The organism is Hydrocarboniphaga daqingensis, from assembly GCF_900129825.1.
In the GTDB taxonomy this organism is placed as follows: domain Bacteria; phylum Pseudomonadota; class Gammaproteobacteria; order Nevskiales; family Nevskiaceae; genus Hydrocarboniphaga; species Hydrocarboniphaga daqingensis.
In genome coordinates, this window is record NZ_FQWZ01000001.1 from 184,899 (window position 1) to 201,153 (window position 16,255).

At 64.3% G+C, this 16,255-nt stretch carries 16 protein-coding genes; 4 read left to right on the forward strand and 12 right to left on the reverse strand.

The features are described from left to right. Positions 1 to 443 precede the first annotated feature (443 nt). Both BUB09_RS00800 and BUB09_RS00805 read right to left on the reverse strand, forming a co-directional pair. Positions 444 to 1,937 (reverse strand): amidase, encoded by a 1,494-nt coding sequence (locus tag BUB09_RS00800; protein WP_072892859.1) that lies wholly within the window; start codon positions 1,935 to 1,937, stop codon positions 444 to 446. Between the two features lie 62 nt (positions 1,938 to 1,999). Further along, a complete protein-coding gene (locus BUB09_RS00805; protein WP_175550072.1) occupies positions 2,000 to 3,121 on the reverse strand; it encodes an SMP-30/gluconolactonase/LRE family protein in 1,122 nt (373 codons plus the stop codon). Positions 3,122 to 3,296: 175 nt separating this feature from the next. Here BUB09_RS00805 and BUB09_RS00810 point away from each other — a divergent pair, with 175 nt between their 5' ends. Next, positions 3,297 to 4,964 (forward strand): AMP-binding protein, encoded by a 1,668-nt coding sequence (locus tag BUB09_RS00810; protein WP_072892863.1) that lies wholly within the window; start codon positions 3,297 to 3,299, stop codon positions 4,962 to 4,964. A gap of 41 nt (positions 4,965 to 5,005) precedes the next feature. On the opposite strand, the gene BUB09_RS00815 is transcribed toward BUB09_RS00810, so the two are convergent. The 6 genes from BUB09_RS00815 to BUB09_RS00840 all read right to left on the reverse strand — a co-directional run bounded on the left by BUB09_RS00815 (position 5,006) and on the right by BUB09_RS00840 (position 10,416). Beyond that, positions 5,006 to 5,491, reverse strand: coding sequence for a DUF4442 domain-containing protein (locus BUB09_RS00815; protein ID WP_072892865.1), 486 nt, complete (start codon positions 5,489 to 5,491; stop codon positions 5,006 to 5,008). Next, complete coding sequence (purU, locus tag BUB09_RS00820; protein ID WP_072892867.1) at positions 5,488 to 6,357, reverse strand: formyltetrahydrofolate deformylase; 870 nt, start codon at positions 6,355 to 6,357, stop codon at positions 5,488 to 5,490. The genes BUB09_RS00815 and purU overlap by 4 nt, the downstream gene beginning before the upstream one ends. Positions 6,358 to 6,447: 90 nt before the next feature. Beyond that, a complete protein-coding gene (locus tag BUB09_RS00825; protein WP_072892869.1) occupies positions 6,448 to 7,767 on the reverse strand; it encodes a thioredoxin family protein in 1,320 nt (439 codons plus the stop codon). 14 nt (positions 7,768 to 7,781) lie between these two features. Continuing rightward, positions 7,782 to 8,549 (reverse strand): hypothetical protein, encoded by a 768-nt coding sequence (locus BUB09_RS00830; RefSeq protein ID WP_072892871.1) that lies wholly within the window; start codon positions 8,547 to 8,549, stop codon positions 7,782 to 7,784. Next, the gene (locus tag BUB09_RS00835) at positions 8,546 to 9,598 is read right to left on the reverse strand and encodes an SAM-dependent methyltransferase (protein ID WP_072892872.1); all 1,053 of its coding nucleotides are present in this window, start codon (positions 9,596 to 9,598) and stop codon (positions 8,546 to 8,548) included. Before BUB09_RS00835 ends, BUB09_RS00830 begins: the two co-directional genes overlap by 4 nt. A 35-nt stretch (positions 9,599 to 9,633) precedes the next feature. After that, complete coding sequence (locus BUB09_RS00840; RefSeq protein ID WP_072893946.1) at positions 9,634 to 10,416, reverse strand: DUF1295 domain-containing protein; 783 nt, start codon at positions 10,414 to 10,416, stop codon at positions 9,634 to 9,636. Between the two features lie 40 nt (positions 10,417 to 10,456). On the opposite strand from BUB09_RS00840, the gene BUB09_RS00845 reads away from it, so the two are divergent. Together BUB09_RS00845 and BUB09_RS00850 are read left to right on the forward strand one after the other, a co-directional pair. After that, positions 10,457 to 10,921, forward strand: coding sequence for an SET domain-containing protein (locus tag BUB09_RS00845; RefSeq protein WP_072892874.1), 465 nt, complete (start codon positions 10,457 to 10,459; stop codon positions 10,919 to 10,921). Between the two features lie 10 nt (positions 10,922 to 10,931). Then, positions 10,932 to 11,324: an SET domain-containing protein-lysine N-methyltransferase gene (locus tag BUB09_RS00850; protein ID WP_072892875.1), complete on the forward strand. Its 393-nt coding sequence runs from the start codon at positions 10,932 to 10,934 to the stop codon at positions 11,322 to 11,324. Between the two features lie 19 nt (positions 11,325 to 11,343). On the opposite strand, the gene hslO is transcribed toward BUB09_RS00850, so the two are convergent. Further along, complete coding sequence (gene hslO, locus BUB09_RS00855) at positions 11,344 to 12,240, reverse strand: Hsp33 family molecular chaperone HslO (protein WP_072892877.1); 897 nt, start codon at positions 12,238 to 12,240, stop codon at positions 11,344 to 11,346. 114 nt (positions 12,241 to 12,354) lie between these two features. Between hslO and BUB09_RS00860 the strand changes: the two genes are divergently transcribed. Further along, positions 12,355 to 13,485 (forward strand): sulfotransferase family protein, encoded by a 1,131-nt coding sequence (locus BUB09_RS00860; RefSeq protein ID WP_175550073.1) that lies wholly within the window; start codon positions 12,355 to 12,357, stop codon positions 13,483 to 13,485. A gap of 43 nt (positions 13,486 to 13,528) precedes the next feature. Here BUB09_RS00860 and BUB09_RS00865 read toward each other — a convergent pair whose 3' ends face one another. From BUB09_RS00865 to BUB09_RS00875, 3 genes are all read right to left on the reverse strand, one after another. Further along, positions 13,529 to 14,674 (reverse strand): beta-ketoacyl-ACP synthase III, encoded by a 1,146-nt coding sequence (locus tag BUB09_RS00865; RefSeq protein WP_072892880.1) that lies wholly within the window; start codon positions 14,672 to 14,674, stop codon positions 13,529 to 13,531. Positions 14,675 to 14,754: 80 nt separating this feature from the next. Continuing rightward, positions 14,755 to 15,996 (reverse strand): beta-ketoacyl-ACP synthase II, encoded by a 1,242-nt coding sequence (gene fabF / locus BUB09_RS00870; RefSeq protein ID WP_072892882.1) that lies wholly within the window; start codon positions 15,994 to 15,996, stop codon positions 14,755 to 14,757. Then, on the reverse strand, positions 15,983 to 16,240 hold the full coding sequence (locus BUB09_RS00875; RefSeq protein WP_072892884.1) for an acyl carrier protein: 258 nt from the start codon (positions 16,238 to 16,240) through the stop codon (positions 15,983 to 15,985). The genes fabF and BUB09_RS00875 overlap by 14 nt, the downstream gene beginning before the upstream one ends. Positions 16,241 to 16,255: the final 15 nt, after the last annotated feature.

Below are 16,255 nucleotides of genomic sequence, written 5' to 3' on the forward strand. Positions count from 1 at the left end.
ATGTCGATCGCAACCGATTGCACCCAATCGGCAACCGGTGGCGCTGGACGATCATCGATCTAGATGGGACGCCGCGAGGGGTGCTGAAAATGAAGTCCGGGCTGCCGTTTCAATGCCACTGCCTGGGCCATGCGCAATCCGTTGCCTGTCGTCCCGTTGCGGACGACGATGCATAGCGAGAAATCGGTCCTTGAAATCATGTCCGTCCACCACGAAGCGGTGTGCTCTCGTGTGTTAACGGCTGTACACCCGGCTTCTGTAGCGCCGGATGCAACCGCTCATCGGCTGACCGTCGTCGCCAGTTCCTCTCGCGGCGAACCCGATTCACAACGCCCCGCGAGCAACGGCCTCGTCGGCACCCGCCACATCAGCACCTCGCCGGCAGGGCGCTTGGGGCGATCAGCGTCGGAATCATCTACGGCGCGAGATGCGCGCCGCCTCGATCAGACCAGCGGCGCCCGCCGATCGAACCAGGGACGCACCTGCTCTAGCTGCGCCGCCAACTGCAGCAGCCGGTCTTCGCGGCCGAACGGGGCAATAAAGTGCGTGCCCAGCGGCAGGCCTTCGCGGCTCCAGTGCAGTGGCACCGACATCGAGGGGGTACCGGTCAGGTTCGACAATTGCGTGAATGGCACATGCTGGAGGCTGTCGATAGCCAACTGCTCGACGATGCCGCTGGCGCGCAGCAGGTGCCCGGTGCCGATCCGGTTACCCAGTGCCAGCAGCGGCTTGAGCGCCTGCTGCTGCCACGCCGGCAGTTGCGCGGCGCCGACCTTGAGCGGCAGCGAAGCCCACACGGGCGTCATCAGCAGGTCGTAACGCGTCAGGTGAGCGCCCAGCGCACGCGCATAATCATTCCAGCGAAGGCGCCAGCTGACGTAGTCGGTTGCGCTGATGCTGTCGCCGATCAGCGCAAGCACGCGCGTTTCGGCTTCAAACTCGGCGCCGGATGCGCCGGTGAGCTGTCGGACTGCACGCACTTTGGCGGCCGTCTGGCCGAAGTAGAGATGCAGATACGACTTCGCTAACTGCATGCCGTCGATTGGCGGCGGCGCTTCGTCGACCTCGTGTCCCAGGCCTCGCAACAACTGCGCAGCGTCCTCGACCGCAGCGACGCATTGCGGATCGACCGGCGTGCCGATGGGCGAGCGCGTCGTGTAGGCGATCCGCAGGCGACCAGGGTCGCGCTGCATCGCATCGCGATACGGCTCGGCCGGCGGCGCGATGATGAAGGGCGCGCCGACGTCGGGGCCGGCGATCGCGTCGAGCATGGCCGCGCTGTCGCGCACGCTGCGGGTCAGCACATGTTCGCTGGAAGCGCCCTCCCAGACCTCGCCCTGCGACGGTCCCGCCGGCACGCGGCCGCGAGATGGACGCAGCCCGAACAGGCCACAGCAGGCCGCCGGTATGCGAATCGAACCGCCACCGTCGCTGGCGCCGGCCATCGGCACGATGCCGGCTGCGACGGCAGCCGCCGCACCACCGGACGAGCCGCCTGGCGTTCGTGACAGGTCCCAGGGATTGCGGCAGGGTCCGAACCGCTCCGGCTCCGTAATGCCCTTGAGCGCCAGCTCCGGCGTGCTGGTCTTGCCGAAAATGTTGACGCCGGCCGCGATGAAGCGCCGCGTCACCTCCGCATGCTCGTGTGCGACGTGGCCGCGCATCGCCCGCGACCCGAGCGTCGTCGCCACGCCTTGATACTCCTGGCCGATGTCCTTGATCAGAAACGGCACGCCGGCAAACGGCCCGTCGAATCCGGCCTTCAAGTGGGCTTGCGCCTGCTCGGGCATCGGGATCGTGACGGCGTTGATGCGCGGATTGACTGCCGCACAGCGTGCCTGCGCGAGGGCCAGCAATTCGGCCGGCGTGACCTCGCCTTTGCGCACGCACTCAGCCAGGCCGAGCGCATCGCGCGCGGCGTATTCGTCATGGTTCATGAGGCACCCGGCCGCGTCAGCGGCCCTATCGTGATCGTGATTGGAAGCGAGCGTGGATCGTGTCAGCCGGCATCGCAAGCGGGACGCAGCGGCGGCGGCGGCGTGGCGTTGGCCGACGACAGCGCGTCCTGCAGCTTGATCCGCCCCAGCGCCGTGTTGTCGAGGCTGCCGACGACCAAGTAGTCGCCCTGCTCCTCGACGCTGGTGATGTAACCGTAGGCGTCGTCACCGTCGTAACGCAGATTCGCGACGATGCGACCGTCCAGATCGATACCGAGAATCTGTGCGACGCGCGCCGGGCGGGGTCGCAGCGCTTCGGGCAGACGCGCGACGATCTTGCGCAGCGCCGGATGCGGCAGCAGGCGATCCAGCATCGGGTCGCGCGGCGAATAGATCGCCACCCAGAAGCGGTCGCGACCATTGAAGCTGAGGTTGTCGGGAAAGCCCGGAAGGCCGTCGACCAGCGTATCGCTCTGGCCGGCTTTCTCGCCCTTGAGCCAATAGCGCGTCAGCTTGTATTCCCAGGTTTCGGCGAACACCACATAGGCCTCGTCCGGACCGAGCGCGACGCCATTGGCAAAGGCACGATCCTGCATCAGCGTCTCGGCTTTGTTGGTCGCTACGTCGTAGCGCAGCAGCCGTCCGGTGCGGCCGTGTTCGAGCAGATCTTCCATGTGCTGGCCGAAGCCGAAGCGGGCCGAGGCGTCGGTGAAATACACCATGCTGCCGTCGGCAGTGACCGTCACGTCGTCGGTGAAGCCGTACGCGACGCCGTCAGCCCGGTCGCTGAGCGTGCGCAACTGGCCATCACTACCCAGCGACAGCAAGCCGCTGCGCGCATCGGCGATCAACAGGGCCCCATCGGACGACACCGCCAGGCCCAGCGGCCGGCCGCCGCTGTTGTCGAGCAGCGTGCAGCTGCCGAAGTCGGCACTCAGGCGCAGCAGCCGGCCATCGCCCAGCCCGGCATAGATGCGGCCCTCGGTGTCGGCGGCAATGCCTTCGGGCCCTACGAAATCGGGCAAAACCGGTTCGATACGCTGGATGGCGCGCAGCGATGTCGGCGGTGGCAGGCTTGCAACCGGCGTCGGCGTCCACGCGACGGGCGCGATCGATACCGGCAACAGCAGCAGATAGCCGAGCAGCAACACCAGCACCACCAATGCGACTTTGAAGATCGACATGCGATTGCCTCCTGCAATGAACCACGGTACCGCCATGTGCAGCCTGCTGATTCTGCGAGGCCAAGCCGATAGCGTCCACACACCCGAGGTGTGACCCCAATCGGCAGCGACTGTCGCTAAGATGCATCAGGCCCGTCGAGGCCGTATGACACGCGACGCCACATGGAGGAGAACCATGCAAGAGCAACGCAACCCGGTCCAGATGCTGGCGCACTGGGCGCAGACCAAGCCCGATGCGCCCTGGCTGTTCCAACCCGATGATGGCCAGTTCAAGCCGATCACCTGGGCCCAGGCGTATGCACAAGTGCAGCGGATGGCATCGGCGCTGCGCGCGATGGGCCTTGCATCCGGTGCTCGCGTCGCGATCTCCGGACTCAACACGGCGCACTGGTTCATGGCGGACCTTGCGATCGCGATGGCCGGCTACGTCAGCGTCGGCTTGTATCCCAAGCAACAGGCCGATCACGTCACCTACATCCTGGAGCACAGCGAGTCGCAAGTGCTGTTTCTCGGCCCGATGAGCGATGCCGAGGTCTTCGTTGCCGCGATACCGCCCGCCGTACGCACGATCCGCTTTCCCTACGCGACAGCGCCACGTGGCGAGTTGGACTGGGATGCGCTGGTCGCGGCGCACCCGCCCTTCACCGCCTATCGCCCGCCAGCGCCGGACGAGTTGGCCACGTTGGTCTACACCTCGGGCACCACCGGCAAGCCCAAGGGCGTGATGATCACGCAGCGCAACTGCCTGTACGCAACCGCCGGCGGGCTCAAGGCGATGCCGCCGGTCGGGACCGAGCGCTTGTTCTGCTATCTGCCGCTGGCGCACATGTTCGAGCGCGGCGCCGTCGAGCTGAGCAGCCTGTCGCTCGGCGCCGAAGTCTGGTTCCTCGAAAACATCGACAAGCTCGGCGAGCAGGTCGTGCAAGTGCAGCCGACGCGCTTCTGCGGCGTGCCGCTGGTCTACACGCGAATGCAGGCGGCGATCCTGAAGAAGCTGCCGCAAGCCAAGCTCGACCGGCTGCTGCGCATTCCACTGGTGTCGACGCTGATCAAACGCAAGATCCGGCACGGACTCGGGCTGTCACGAGCGCGCTACGTGATCGTCGGTGCCGCCCCGATGCCCGACGCACTGACGCACTGGTTCGCGCGGCTCGGCGTGACCATCCTGCAGGGCTACGGCATGACTGAAAACTCGATCTACGCGACCTGCAACTTGCCGGGCGCCAATCGTATCGGCAGCGTCGGCCGCGAAATGCCCGGCGCCGGGCTGAAGATCTCGCCCGACGGTGAAATCCTGTTCAAGAGCGACGCCGTGATGGCCGGCTACTACAAGGACGCCGAGAAGACGCACGAAGCGTTCACGTCCGATGGCCACCTGCGCACTGGCGACAAAGGCCGGATCGAAGACGGTTATCTGTACATCACCGGCCGAGTCAAAGACCTGTTCAAGACTGCCAAGGGCAAATACGTGTCGCCGGCACCGATCGAGAGCGCGCTGGCGCGCAATCCGCTGCTCGACCAGCTGTGCTTCGTCGGCAACGGGTTGAACCAGCCGATCATGCTGGCGACGCTATCGGCCGGTGGACGCGAGTTGCCGCGCAGCGAGGTCGAATCCGCCCTGGTGGCCGACCTCGACGCGGTCAATGCCACGCTAGAGCCGCACGAGAAGATCGCCAAGATCGTCATCGTCCGCGACACCTGGGGCATCGACAACGGCATGACGACACCGACGATGAAGGTCAAGCGCAGCGAGGTGGAATCACGCTACCGCGAACTGCTGCAACGCGAAGCGGCCCACCGCAGCAAGATCGGCTGGGAAGTTGGGTCGACGCCGCAGGCCTGACGGTCGTCGAGACGCCCAGCACGGGCGCATCGACGCCAACGTCAACGGCGCTTACGTTCCGCGTCGCGCCGGCGGATCCACAGCGTCTTGTTGACGCGGGCCACCAGCTTGCCTTCGGCGTTGCGGATTTCGACCGGATACACCGGCTCGAACTTGCTGCCGTCGGCGGTCGCAGCGCGCACCTCGGCGACCTGCTCGGGCGTCAACGCGAACGTCGCGGTCACGGTGCCGACGCCAGGGCGCACGAAGTCGATGCTGGCAGCCTTGTCCCAGACCACGTAGTCGCGACCGAGCTGCGCGACCAGCATCAGCGCGTAGAACGGGTCGGTCATCGAATACAGGCTGCCGCCGAAGTGCGTGTTGAACGCGTTGCCGTTGAGCCGATTGCGGCGCAGCTCGACGCGCACTTCGCTGAAATCATCGGCGACGTGCGTGACCCGCACGCCGGCACCGACATACGGCGGGTACAAACTCATCGCAACCTTGAACAGCCGCGCGTTGCGGAAGATCTGCTCGCGCAGGCTCACGAGAACACGACCGTCTTGTTGCCGTCGACGATGATCCGGTCTTCGACGTGCCAGCGCACGGCACGCGCCAGCACCTGACGCTCCATGTCGCGGCCGAGCCGCTTGAGGTCGTCGATCGAATGACGGTGTGATACCCGAGCCGTGTCCTGCTCGATGATCGGGCCCTGGTCGAGCTCGGCGGTCACGTAGTGCGCGGTGGCGCCGATCAGCTTGACGCCGTGCTTGTAGGCCTGCTGATAAGGATCGCCGCCGGGGAATGCCGGCAGGAACGAGTGATGGATATTGATGATGCGGCTGGTGTAGTGCTGCACGAAGTCGCCGGACAAGATGCGCATGTAGCGCGCCAGCACGACGAAGTCGGCCTTGCCGTCGAGCGCCGCGAGCATCTCCGATTCGGCTGCCTGCTGGGTCTCGGCTGAAAACGCGATGTGCTGGAACGGCACACCAAAGCCCTCGACCGCCTGCCGCAGATCGGGGTGGTTGGACACCACCAGCGGAATCTCGACCGGCAGCTCGCCGCGCGCATAGCGCCACAGCAGTTCGAGCAGCGCGTGGTCGTGGCGCGACACCAGGATCGCCATGCGCGGCTTGTCGGCGGCAAAGTTGATCCGCCAGTCCATGTCGAAGCGCTGTCCGACGACGTCACCGAATGCGCGCAGCAGCGCCTCGCGGCTGATGTCGAGATTTGGCGTCTGGAATTCGAGCCGCAGAAAGAACTTGCCGCCACTCGGGTCAGACGAGTGCTGGTCCAGCTCGGTGATGTTGACGCCGTGGTGGTACAGGAAGGTCGTCACCGCCGACACGATGCCCGGACGGTCCGGGCAGGTGACGAGCAGGCGCGCCGTGGTCTCAGGCTGGGTGGTCACGACGAATCATCGAGGTCACAAGGGGCGCGTATTGGACCGCCCGAGGCCGGTTTAGGCAAGCCGTCGGCGGCGGCCCTGCCCGCCGGATGGCTACAGCGCGGCCTTCAAGCGCGCGGCGTCCTCGGGAAACCAGGGGCCGTTGGCCTTCAGTGCCTCGGCGACCACGACGCGCGCGTCGGCGTCGCGCTTGAGCAGCTTGAGCGCCTTGACGCGCTGCTCGGCGACCTTGAGGCGGTTTTGGCCGTAGGCCTTGGCGCTGGCCTGCTCCAGATAGAGCAACGCGCGCGCAGCATCGCCGCGCTCCAGCAGATTGCGGCCATAGCGGAACGGGTACACGTAGTCGTCCGGATAAGCCGCAATCAGCTTCGGATACAGCGCATCGAGCGCGGCATTGTCCTTCAGCACTTCCAGAAACACGCGCCAGTTGTCGGCGGCATTGCGGTCGTCAGCGAGCTTGCCCTCGGCGCGCGCGGCGACCTGCGCCACGGCCTTGCGCAGCAAGGCGTCGCGCTCGGCGAACTGGCCCGTGCCTTCGTAGACGTCGGCCAGTGCCAGCACCACGCTGCGCTGATCGGCGCAGATCGCATTGCGGCTGCCGAATACGCGCTGATCCGCCAGCTGTTTCATCGGCGCGACCTGCGACTGAAACACCGCTTTACGCTGATCCTCGGGCAAGCCGTCGGTGCACACGGCCCAGCGATCGATCTCGTAAGGTCGCTCGCAGGACAGGTCGCCGGCGAACACCACGGGCGCGATGCTCTGGCAAGCCGCGACATCGTTCGCCTTAGACGCCTTGAGCAGCTTGAGTCGCTGAATCAGCAATGCGACGGCCGGATCGGCGTCGTAACGCTTGCGGGCCTCGGTCGGCAGCGTCGCGTACCACGCCAATCCGCCGTCGTCGTAGCGCGCCCGGTAAACCGCCAGCGCTTCGCGCACGGCCTTGAGCGCCGTCGCACCGCTGCCGGCAGCGGCCGCCTTCAGATCGTCCAGCGTCGTGCTGCGCTTCAGGATCTGGTTGACCTGCGCATAGAACTCGTCAGGACGCTGCTCGGCCAGAATGCGGCCCAACTCGGCGCCGTCGGGCTTGAGGATCACATAGCTCGGCAGCGCCTTGACGCCCCACAGCGTTTTCCAATACGCGCCTTCGGGGCTGTCGGCGTCGAGTTCGACGACGACCGTGCGCTGCTCGATGTCATGCCACTTCGGGCCGACCAGTACATGCCGCGCCATGTAGTAGCAGCTGTAGCACCAGGGCGCCTGGAAATCGATCAGCACCGGCGCCTTGCGCTCGACTGCGGTCTTCAGCGCGGCGTCGAGTGTCGGCGTGTCGGGCTTGTCGGCGGCCTGGGCCGACACCGACAGCAGCAAACCGGACAACGGCAGCATCAAGCCACGCAGCAGTCGACGCATCGCAGAGTTCCTTTCTAGCCAGCCGGCAGCGGGGGCAGCACCTTGGGCGCATCGGCCGGCGGCTGATCCGGGTAGATGATGCGCGCATTGTAGGCCTTGCCCGTCGCCGGATCATGGACGTTCGAGATCCCTCGATATTCCAGCAGCTTCTTGGATTCGGCGTCGTACATCAGCTCCAGCGGCGACACCAGGTAACGCAGCAGCGAATCCGGCTCGATACGGAAGCGCACCGCCGTGCGGCCTTGGAACTGGCCGTCCTCAATGCGGCGCGCGCGGAACTTGTAGCGATCGAGATTGCCGGCCACGATGAAGTTGAAGGCCAACGTCTGGCCGCGCATAAGCTCGTCGAAATGTGCGACCAAGTAGCTATGAAAGCCACTGTCGCCCGCCGTCGTGTCGTCGCGTGGGACCGTCTTGGTTTGCGTCTTTCCTTCGACCTGCTTGAGCAACTCGACCTTGTCGCCAGAAACGCCGGTGATCGATTCGACATAGCGCTCGGCCGGGATCTCGAACCGGTACCGCGGGATGTACAAGCTGGCCGAGAAATCCAGCGTCTTGTCACCGATCGGCTTGCCGTCGGGCGCAAAGAAGCGGATGCGGCCACTGACCCATTGCCCGCCTTTGTACACCTGCTCATAAGTCTCGGTGTACAGATAACGGTTGGTCTTCAGATCGTAGGCGTGACCATAGAAGCGGCGCGTGCCGTCGGCAGGCTCGGCAGCAAGGGCACTGTGTGCGCTGCCGAGCAGGACCAGCAGCAGTGATGCAAGCGAGCGAATCATCCGTGGCCTCCACGTTTGTCGAACAGGTAATGCGCAACGCCCCACTCGTTGCCGCCGGCATAGCCAAACAACTCGGCCACCGCCATGTAGAACATGCGCCAGCGCTGGAACCAGACCGCGCTGTCCTTGCCGTAGGTCGGTTCGAACACCTTGAGGATCTCAGCCTTCTTGGCGTCCATACCGGCCAGCCAGTGGTTCGAGGTCTTTTCGTAGTGCGTGCCGCTGACCCACCACTGACGCGTGACACGCAGGTGATCCTGGAAATTCAGCAGCAGGTTTTCGCTGGGCATCGTGCCGCCAGAGAAGAAGTACTGCGTCATCCAGTCGCTCGGCCCCTGCACTTCGAAGTGATACGCCAGCAGCTTGTGGACGAAGATGTGCACGAACAACTTGCCGTCGTCCTTGAGCCAGCGCGAGATCTTGGCCAGCAACAGGCCGTAATTCTTCATGTGCTCGAACATCTCGATCGACATCACCCGATCGAAACCGGTGGCGACATCGGTGCCGTCGAAGTCAAACTCGACGATGTTGCCGGTCAGGATGCGAAGGTTGCCGAAGCCGCGCTCGCGAGCCCGCTGCTCGATGAACTGGCGCTGGCCGTGGCTGTTGGACAAGCCGACGATCTGCGAATTCGGATAACGCTCGGCCAGCCACAGCGACAGCGAACCCCAGCCGCAACCGAGGTCCATGATGCGCATGCCGTCGCGCAAGCCGGCACGCTCGGCATACAGCTGGAACATCTGTTCTTCAGCCTGCGCCAGCGTCTCGTCGCCACGCGTGTACAGCGCACAGGAGTACTTCAGACGCGGCCCCAAGTGCAGATGGAAGAACTCGGCTGGCACCTCGTAGTGCTGGACGTTGGCGTCCTGGGTGTTGATCGCGATCGGGCTGCTACGCAGGTTGTCCAGAAAGGCGTTGAAGCGCTGCGACCGCGCCTCGCCGTCGCCGGCGGCCTCCTCCTTGAGTCGGACCGACATCAGCTGGCGCATGCCGAAGCGCGTCAGAGTGTCGGGTATCAGGCCGCGTTCGCAGAGTTCGATTACGTTCATGTGGTTACTTTTGGTTCAGCCATGTGGCGAGGCAATCAGCCGCGTTTGGGCGGCCAGGGAATCAGGGCACTGGTGGTGCGGATGTAGTCGGCGTAGCCAGGCTTGCGCTTGACCATCTCGGCTTCGAGCATCGGCACGCCGGACAGCTTCATCAGCAGCGCCGCCATCACCACGGGTGCCAGCAAGCTGACCCAACCGTAGGGTGCGCCGATGGCAAGTGGTACGTAGGCGGCCCAGTGCAGGCTTTCGAAGAAGTAGTTCGGGTGACGCGAGTAGCGCCACAGGCCGTCCTTGCAGACCAAGCCGCGATTGGCTGGGTTGCCGCGGAAGCGTTCCATCTGCGTATCGGCCAAGCCTTCACCGACCACCGATGCGACCCAGATCAGCAGCGCCAATGCCCACGCCCACGGTGGCGGCGCATCGTCGCGAAACGCGACCGGCAGAAATGCAAAGCTCGACAGCAGCAGCGTGAAGATGTTCTGGAACTGGAAGAACCAGAACATATTGAAGTCGGCCCGCGGGCCCCACTCGCTGCGGAACTGCGCATAGCGCCAGTCTTCGGGCTTGTTCCAGTTGCGGATGAACAGGTGCGTACCGAGCCGCAAGCCCCAGACACCGCCCATCAACGCCAGCAGCAGGCGCAGCGCCGGCGGCGCATCGCCGAAAACGCCGTAGAACACGGCCAGCAAGCCCAGCGTCCAGGCCCAGATCGGGTCAACCAAGCCGGCATTGCGCAGCTTGAGCTGCACCAGCCAGGCCAGAGTCTTGGCGGCGATGACGATCAGCACCGCGATCCCGGCGGATTGAAGCAACGTCAATTCCATTAACATGTTTACTCTCTAGTTTTCGAGAAACAGCATGGCAGTGTATGTGGCACCGGGCTTGGCCGGCACCGGCGTGTTTGCCGAGCGCGCCTACATCCGCGGCGAGGCCATCATGACGATCACCGGTGCGGTGCACAGCGGCGCCGAGCTGGACCGGATCGGCTATCGACCCGGCTACCCGCTCCAGGTCGGGCTCGATCGCTACATGGTCGTCGACGAGCCCTTCGTCTACTGCAACCATAGCTGCGACCCGAACGCCGGCATCACGCCCGACCTGCAACTGGTCGCGGTTCGTGACATCGCCCCAGACGAGGAAATCTGCTTCGACTACTCGTCGACGATGCTGGAAGACCATTCGTGGTCGATGGAATGTGGATGCAGAGCCGCCAACTGTCGCGGTCGCGTCGAGGACTTCGACCGGCTGCCCCCGGCCGCGCAGCGCCACTTGCTGGAGCAGGTCGGCGTGATGCCATTCATCGTCGAAGCGCTGTCGCTGTGAGCCCCAGCCGATGATTCTGGTCGCACACTACGTCGATCGCAGCCCGATCGAAGGCTTGGGCTTGTACACGGCCACGGCACTGCGGGCCGGCGACCCGGTCTACGCCTATGACCCGCGCTTTGTCATTGTGTTGACCGACCACGAGGTCCGCTCGCTGCCCGAGCCGATGCGCGAGGCGGTGCTGCGCTACTCGTATCGCGGCCGCGGCGCGCAGCGGCTCAGCGGTGCGATGTATTACTGCGCCGACGATGCACGCTTCATGAATCACGCCGATCGCCCGACGACGCTGTGGCGCGAGGACGATGGCGTTTATGTGGCAGCGACCGACTTGCCGGCCGGCAGCGAACTGACCTGCGACTACCGCGACTTCTGCGAACCCGAAGACTGCGAGTTCACGCTATAGCCGGACCGCCTGGCCGCGCTCAGTGACGGGTATCGTCGTCGGCCGGAGTGGTCTCGTCAGCGGCGCGAAACAGCTCATGCGCCTCATGCGGCGTGAACACGTGCTCGCGGCCGCAGAACTCGCAGGTCACCGTCACGCGCTCCTGCTCGTCGAGAATGCTGTCGACTTCCTCGCGCCCGAGTGACAGCAGCATTCTCGAAATGCCGGCACGACTGCAACGGCATGCGACTTGGATCGGCCGAGGCGCAAACGTGACCACTTCCTCCTCGTGGAACAAGCGGCGCAGCACCGTGTGCGGGTCGGTATCGAGCAGTTCGTCGTGCTGCAGCGTCGCCGCCAGGATCTGCAGGTGTTCCCAGTCGGCCTGGGTGCCCTTGGCACTCTGCAGCGGCAGGCGCTGCAGCATGAAGCCGGCGAGGTGATCACCGCGAACCGCCAGCCGGATCAGCGTCGGCAGCTGTTCGGACTGCTCGAAGTAACCCTCCAGCGCTTCGCCCAAGGACTCGCCCTGGATCGGCACCACGGCCTGGCTCGAGGGCACGCCCTCGTGACTCGGCTCTAGCGTCAGCGCCAGCAGGCCACCGGTCAGCATCTGTCGGAAGCGTCCGCCCAGCTCGCGCGGCGCCTTGGCCATCGCCCGCACGTTGAGGTGATGGTCGATCTGCGCCACCAGCAGCGTCATCGCGTCGGGGACTCCAGGGTCGGCCTGGAATTGCAGGTTGATCCGCCCCTCAAAGTTCAGATGCGTGGCCAGCAACGGCATCGCGGCCATCGCCTCGCCCAGCAGCCGGCCGAGATCGTCGGAGTAGCTGCGGTGACCCAGAAAGTCGGCAACACCGACGCGAATCTGCACGATGGCGCCATGCGCAACGTGGTTGCCGAACGTAAAGGCGAGCAGCGAATTGGGATTGTCCATGGCCGATTTTAACCGAGCGGCCGAAGCGGTGACCGAATCCGGGGGCTGGTTGGCCCCAAGCTTGCTGCAACGGCGGCACGCGCCCGAGCTCAAGCCGCAATCCATATGAAAACCATGCCAGCAACCAGCAGCAGCAGCCAACGCCTCGCTGCCCGGCCCGCGATCGCCACGCAGTACACGAACTGGCTCGCCCGGCTAATGCTGTCGCGGATGTGGGAACGCCAGCACAACGTCGCGATGGACCCCCCTCGCCATATCAGCACGACCACTCGCTGGCTCAGCAAAACATTGCTGCCGTCGCGGATCGACCGATCGGCCCCGATCAAGGCGCCGATCTTCATCCTCGGGACGCCGCGCTGCGGCTCGACGCTGCTGCAGGACCTGCTGTGCCGCCACGACCGTGTCGGCTACATCAACTACGGCATGGACCTGGTCCAGAATCCTGAGCTGTTCTATGCCGCACACAAGCTGCGCACCACGCTCGGCCTCGACGTCAAAGGCGAGCGCTATCTACAAGACAGCATCATCGTCAACGGCGGCGCACCGGCCGAAGCGATGCGCTTTTGGGGCACCGCACTCAAACTCGACCCGCATGCGCTGACCTGGCCGCAGCGGCGCGCCAGTGACTTCAGCGCCGCCGAGATTGCCTTCGTGCAGGACACGATTCGGCACGTGCTGTACTGCTTCCGCGACCAGGGCCGTGACCGCTTCCTGACCAAGTGCCCGGCGCTGCTGACGGAGCCGCTGCTGCTGCAGGACATCTTCCCGGACGCACGCTTCATTCATTTGGTACGCGATGGCCGCATGGTCGCCAACTCGCTGATCAAGCTCTACGACCTGCAGGTCGCGCAGGACATCGCGGTCGATCATCCGGTGTTTAAAACCGATCACTTCGTGCCGTATCCGCGCGTTCCCGGCCTGGAGGCGTGGATGAAGGAATACGGCCCGCGTGATCTGCGGACGACCGCGCATATCTGGGATTCGGCGGTACGGTTCATCGGCTCGGTCCGCGGACAGCTACGGCACTTCCATGAGATCCGCTACGAAGACCTGTGCGCAGCACCCGAGCAGCAACTCAACGAACTGCTCGATTTCTGCGAGCTGCCGCGTGCCGGCGCTGACAACACCGCGATGAAGGAGCGGCTGGGCCAGGTCGGCAGCGTGTCGCACGTGAACCACTACAGCGGCTTTGACGAGGTCGAGGCGATCGCTGCAGCCAGCTTGCATCAATACGGCTACATCTGAACCGCCGCCGTGCCCGCTGCGGAGCACGACGGCGGTCGCGGCTTCACACGACGGTCAAGGCCATGCCGGCAACCGTGAAGCGCCCGCTCTCCGGCACGGCACAGAAGATCTTCTGGCCCTTCTTCAACTTGCCGGAATGCAGTAACTCTTCGAGGATGATGTAGATCGAGGCAGAACCGACATTGCCCTTGTAGCTGAGATTGGTGAACCACTTTTCGTCGGGCACGTTGATGCCAGCAGCACGCATGCCTTCGTCGAGCCGTCCCTTGAAGTACATCGACGACAAATGCGGCAGGAACCAGTCGATCTGATCGAAGTCGACACCAAACTTGTCGCGCGCGATCTTCAGACCTTCGACGCCCACGCGCACCATATGTGCTTCGAGCGCGCGCACGTCCTGCTGCAGCATCAGATAGCCCTTGCGAACGACGTCGAACATGTCGGGCTCGTCGGTCCAATAAGACCAGCTGCCGTCCTTGTTCTTGTTGAGCCCGTTGTACATGCAGGTCGGCGTTTCGCCCGACCAGCACATCACGTCCAGCGCATCGATCCGCAAGCTCAAGCGATCGGGCCGCGGTGCCGCCTCCATCATCACGGCACCCGCGCCATCCGAGAGCATCCAGCGAAGGAACTCCTTCTCGAAGCTGACCATCGGTGCGACTTGCCCGGGCTGCAGACCTTGGGTCATGCCGGTGAACACGTGCTTCATCATGAAGGCAGAGGCGCGCTCCGAGCCGGTGGCGACGAAGTTGTCGCGCAGGCCCAAGGCCATCGCCATCCAGCCGTACTTGAGCGCCGTCATGCCTGAAGCGCAGACGCCGGCCGTCGACAGAATCTCGGCCGGTGCCATCGCCAGCTCACCCGCCACCATGTTCGAGTGCGATGGCAGCAATTGGTCCGGCGATGCCGACCCGCAAGCCAAGCCTTGCACCGCGGTCAGCGGCATGTCGAGGCGCTGACAAAGATCACGCACCGCTTCGGCCGTCAGCTGCGCATTGGTATGCGTACGTTCGCCCGTGGTCGGGTTCAGCGCGTAGTAGCGCTGCTTGATGCCGTTGTTCTGCAACACGAACAACTTGACCCGATTGGGCTGGTTGTCGATCTTGCCCAGCACGGCTTCGACCTGTTCGTTGGTCACCGGCGCGTTGGGCATGAAGCTACCGACGTCGGTGATGTATACGGTCTTCATCTACACAGCACTCCTGCGGCGACGCAAAGCGCCGCCGTTAGTAAACGATGTCGGGGCAACAGACGACGCTTAGCCGCCGATCAATGACGCTCCATCGAGCGCAGCGCCAAGATCGCATTGCAACCACCGAATCCAAAGGTGTTGGACAGCAAGGTGTTGATCTGCGCATCGCGCGCCGCATTGGGCACATAGTCGAGGTCGCAGGCCGGGTCTTTGTCGTGATAGTTGATCGTCGGCGGCACGACACGATCCCGGATCGACAGGCAGGAGGCGACGAATTCAAGCGCGCCCGAAGCGCCCATCGAATGTCCCAGCATCGACTTGATCGAGCTCATCGGCACTTGATAGGCCAGATCGCCCATCACCTGCTTGACCGCCATCGTTTCCGTCGCATCGTTGGCCGAGGTCGCCGTACCGTGCGCATTGATGTAATCGATCTGATCGGTGTTCAGACGGGCATCGGTCAAGGCTTTCTTGATGGCCTTGGCTTGGCCGTCCACGCTCGGACGAGTCGAGTGGAAACCGTCGTTGTTGTAGCCATAGCCGACCAACTCGCAGTAGATCTGCGCGCCGCGCTTGCGAGCGTGCTCGTACTCTTCGAGCACGACGACCGCTGCACCTTCTGCGAGCACCAAACCGTCGCGATCGCGTGCAAAAGGGCGCACTGCGGTATCGGGTGCCTCATTACGGGTCGACATCACGCGTAGCGCATTCCAGCCGCTGAAGATACCGTACGACAACGGGGCTTCCGTGCCGCCTGCCAGCATCGTCGTCGCGTAGCCGTGCTGGATCAGTCGCATCGCTTCGCCGATCGCATTGGATCCGGACGAGCAGGCCGTGGAGATCGTCGAACTCGGGCCCCGGAACCGATGCTGGATGCAGATGTGCCCGGCCGCCGCGTTGAACATCGACAACGGCACCGTCAGCGGGCTGACGAAGCGCGGCCCCTTGGTGTGCAGCGACTTCTGCTGCTGGTCGATCGTCGTGATGCCGCCGATGCCAGTGCCCATGATGACGCCCGTCATGTCCTCATCGGACTCGCCTGCATCGGCGATACCGCTGTCAGCCACGGCTTCGGCCGATGCGGCCAAGGCCATCTGGCAGACACGATCGAGTCGCAGGGCGTCGGGATAGGTCAGCGTTGTGGGATCGAAGGTCTTGCACTGGCCGCCGATCCGCGTACGGAAGGGCGAGGCGTCGAACAGGTTGATCTCGCTGACGCCCGAGCGGCCATTGACGACACCGTCCCAGAAGCTCGCCTTGCCGACACCGAGCGGCGAAACAATGCCCAGGCCGGTGACGACGACCCTACGCCGTTCCATTTTGACTCACCTCGATGGCGTTCTTGACGATCCGCACGAGTCCGTCGAAGTCCGAGATCTTTTCGTTTTGCATATCCGGGAATGAGATGCCGAAATGCGTTTCGATTTCGAACACCGTTTCCAGAAACTGCAGCGAGTCACCGCCCCAATCTTCAAGCTTGGAGCCCTTCTGCACGAGCGCCTTGTCGATCTTCATATTGTCAGAAAGGATCTGACGCAACTGCTCTTCGATCTCATCAAACATGTCCACCCTCCATTG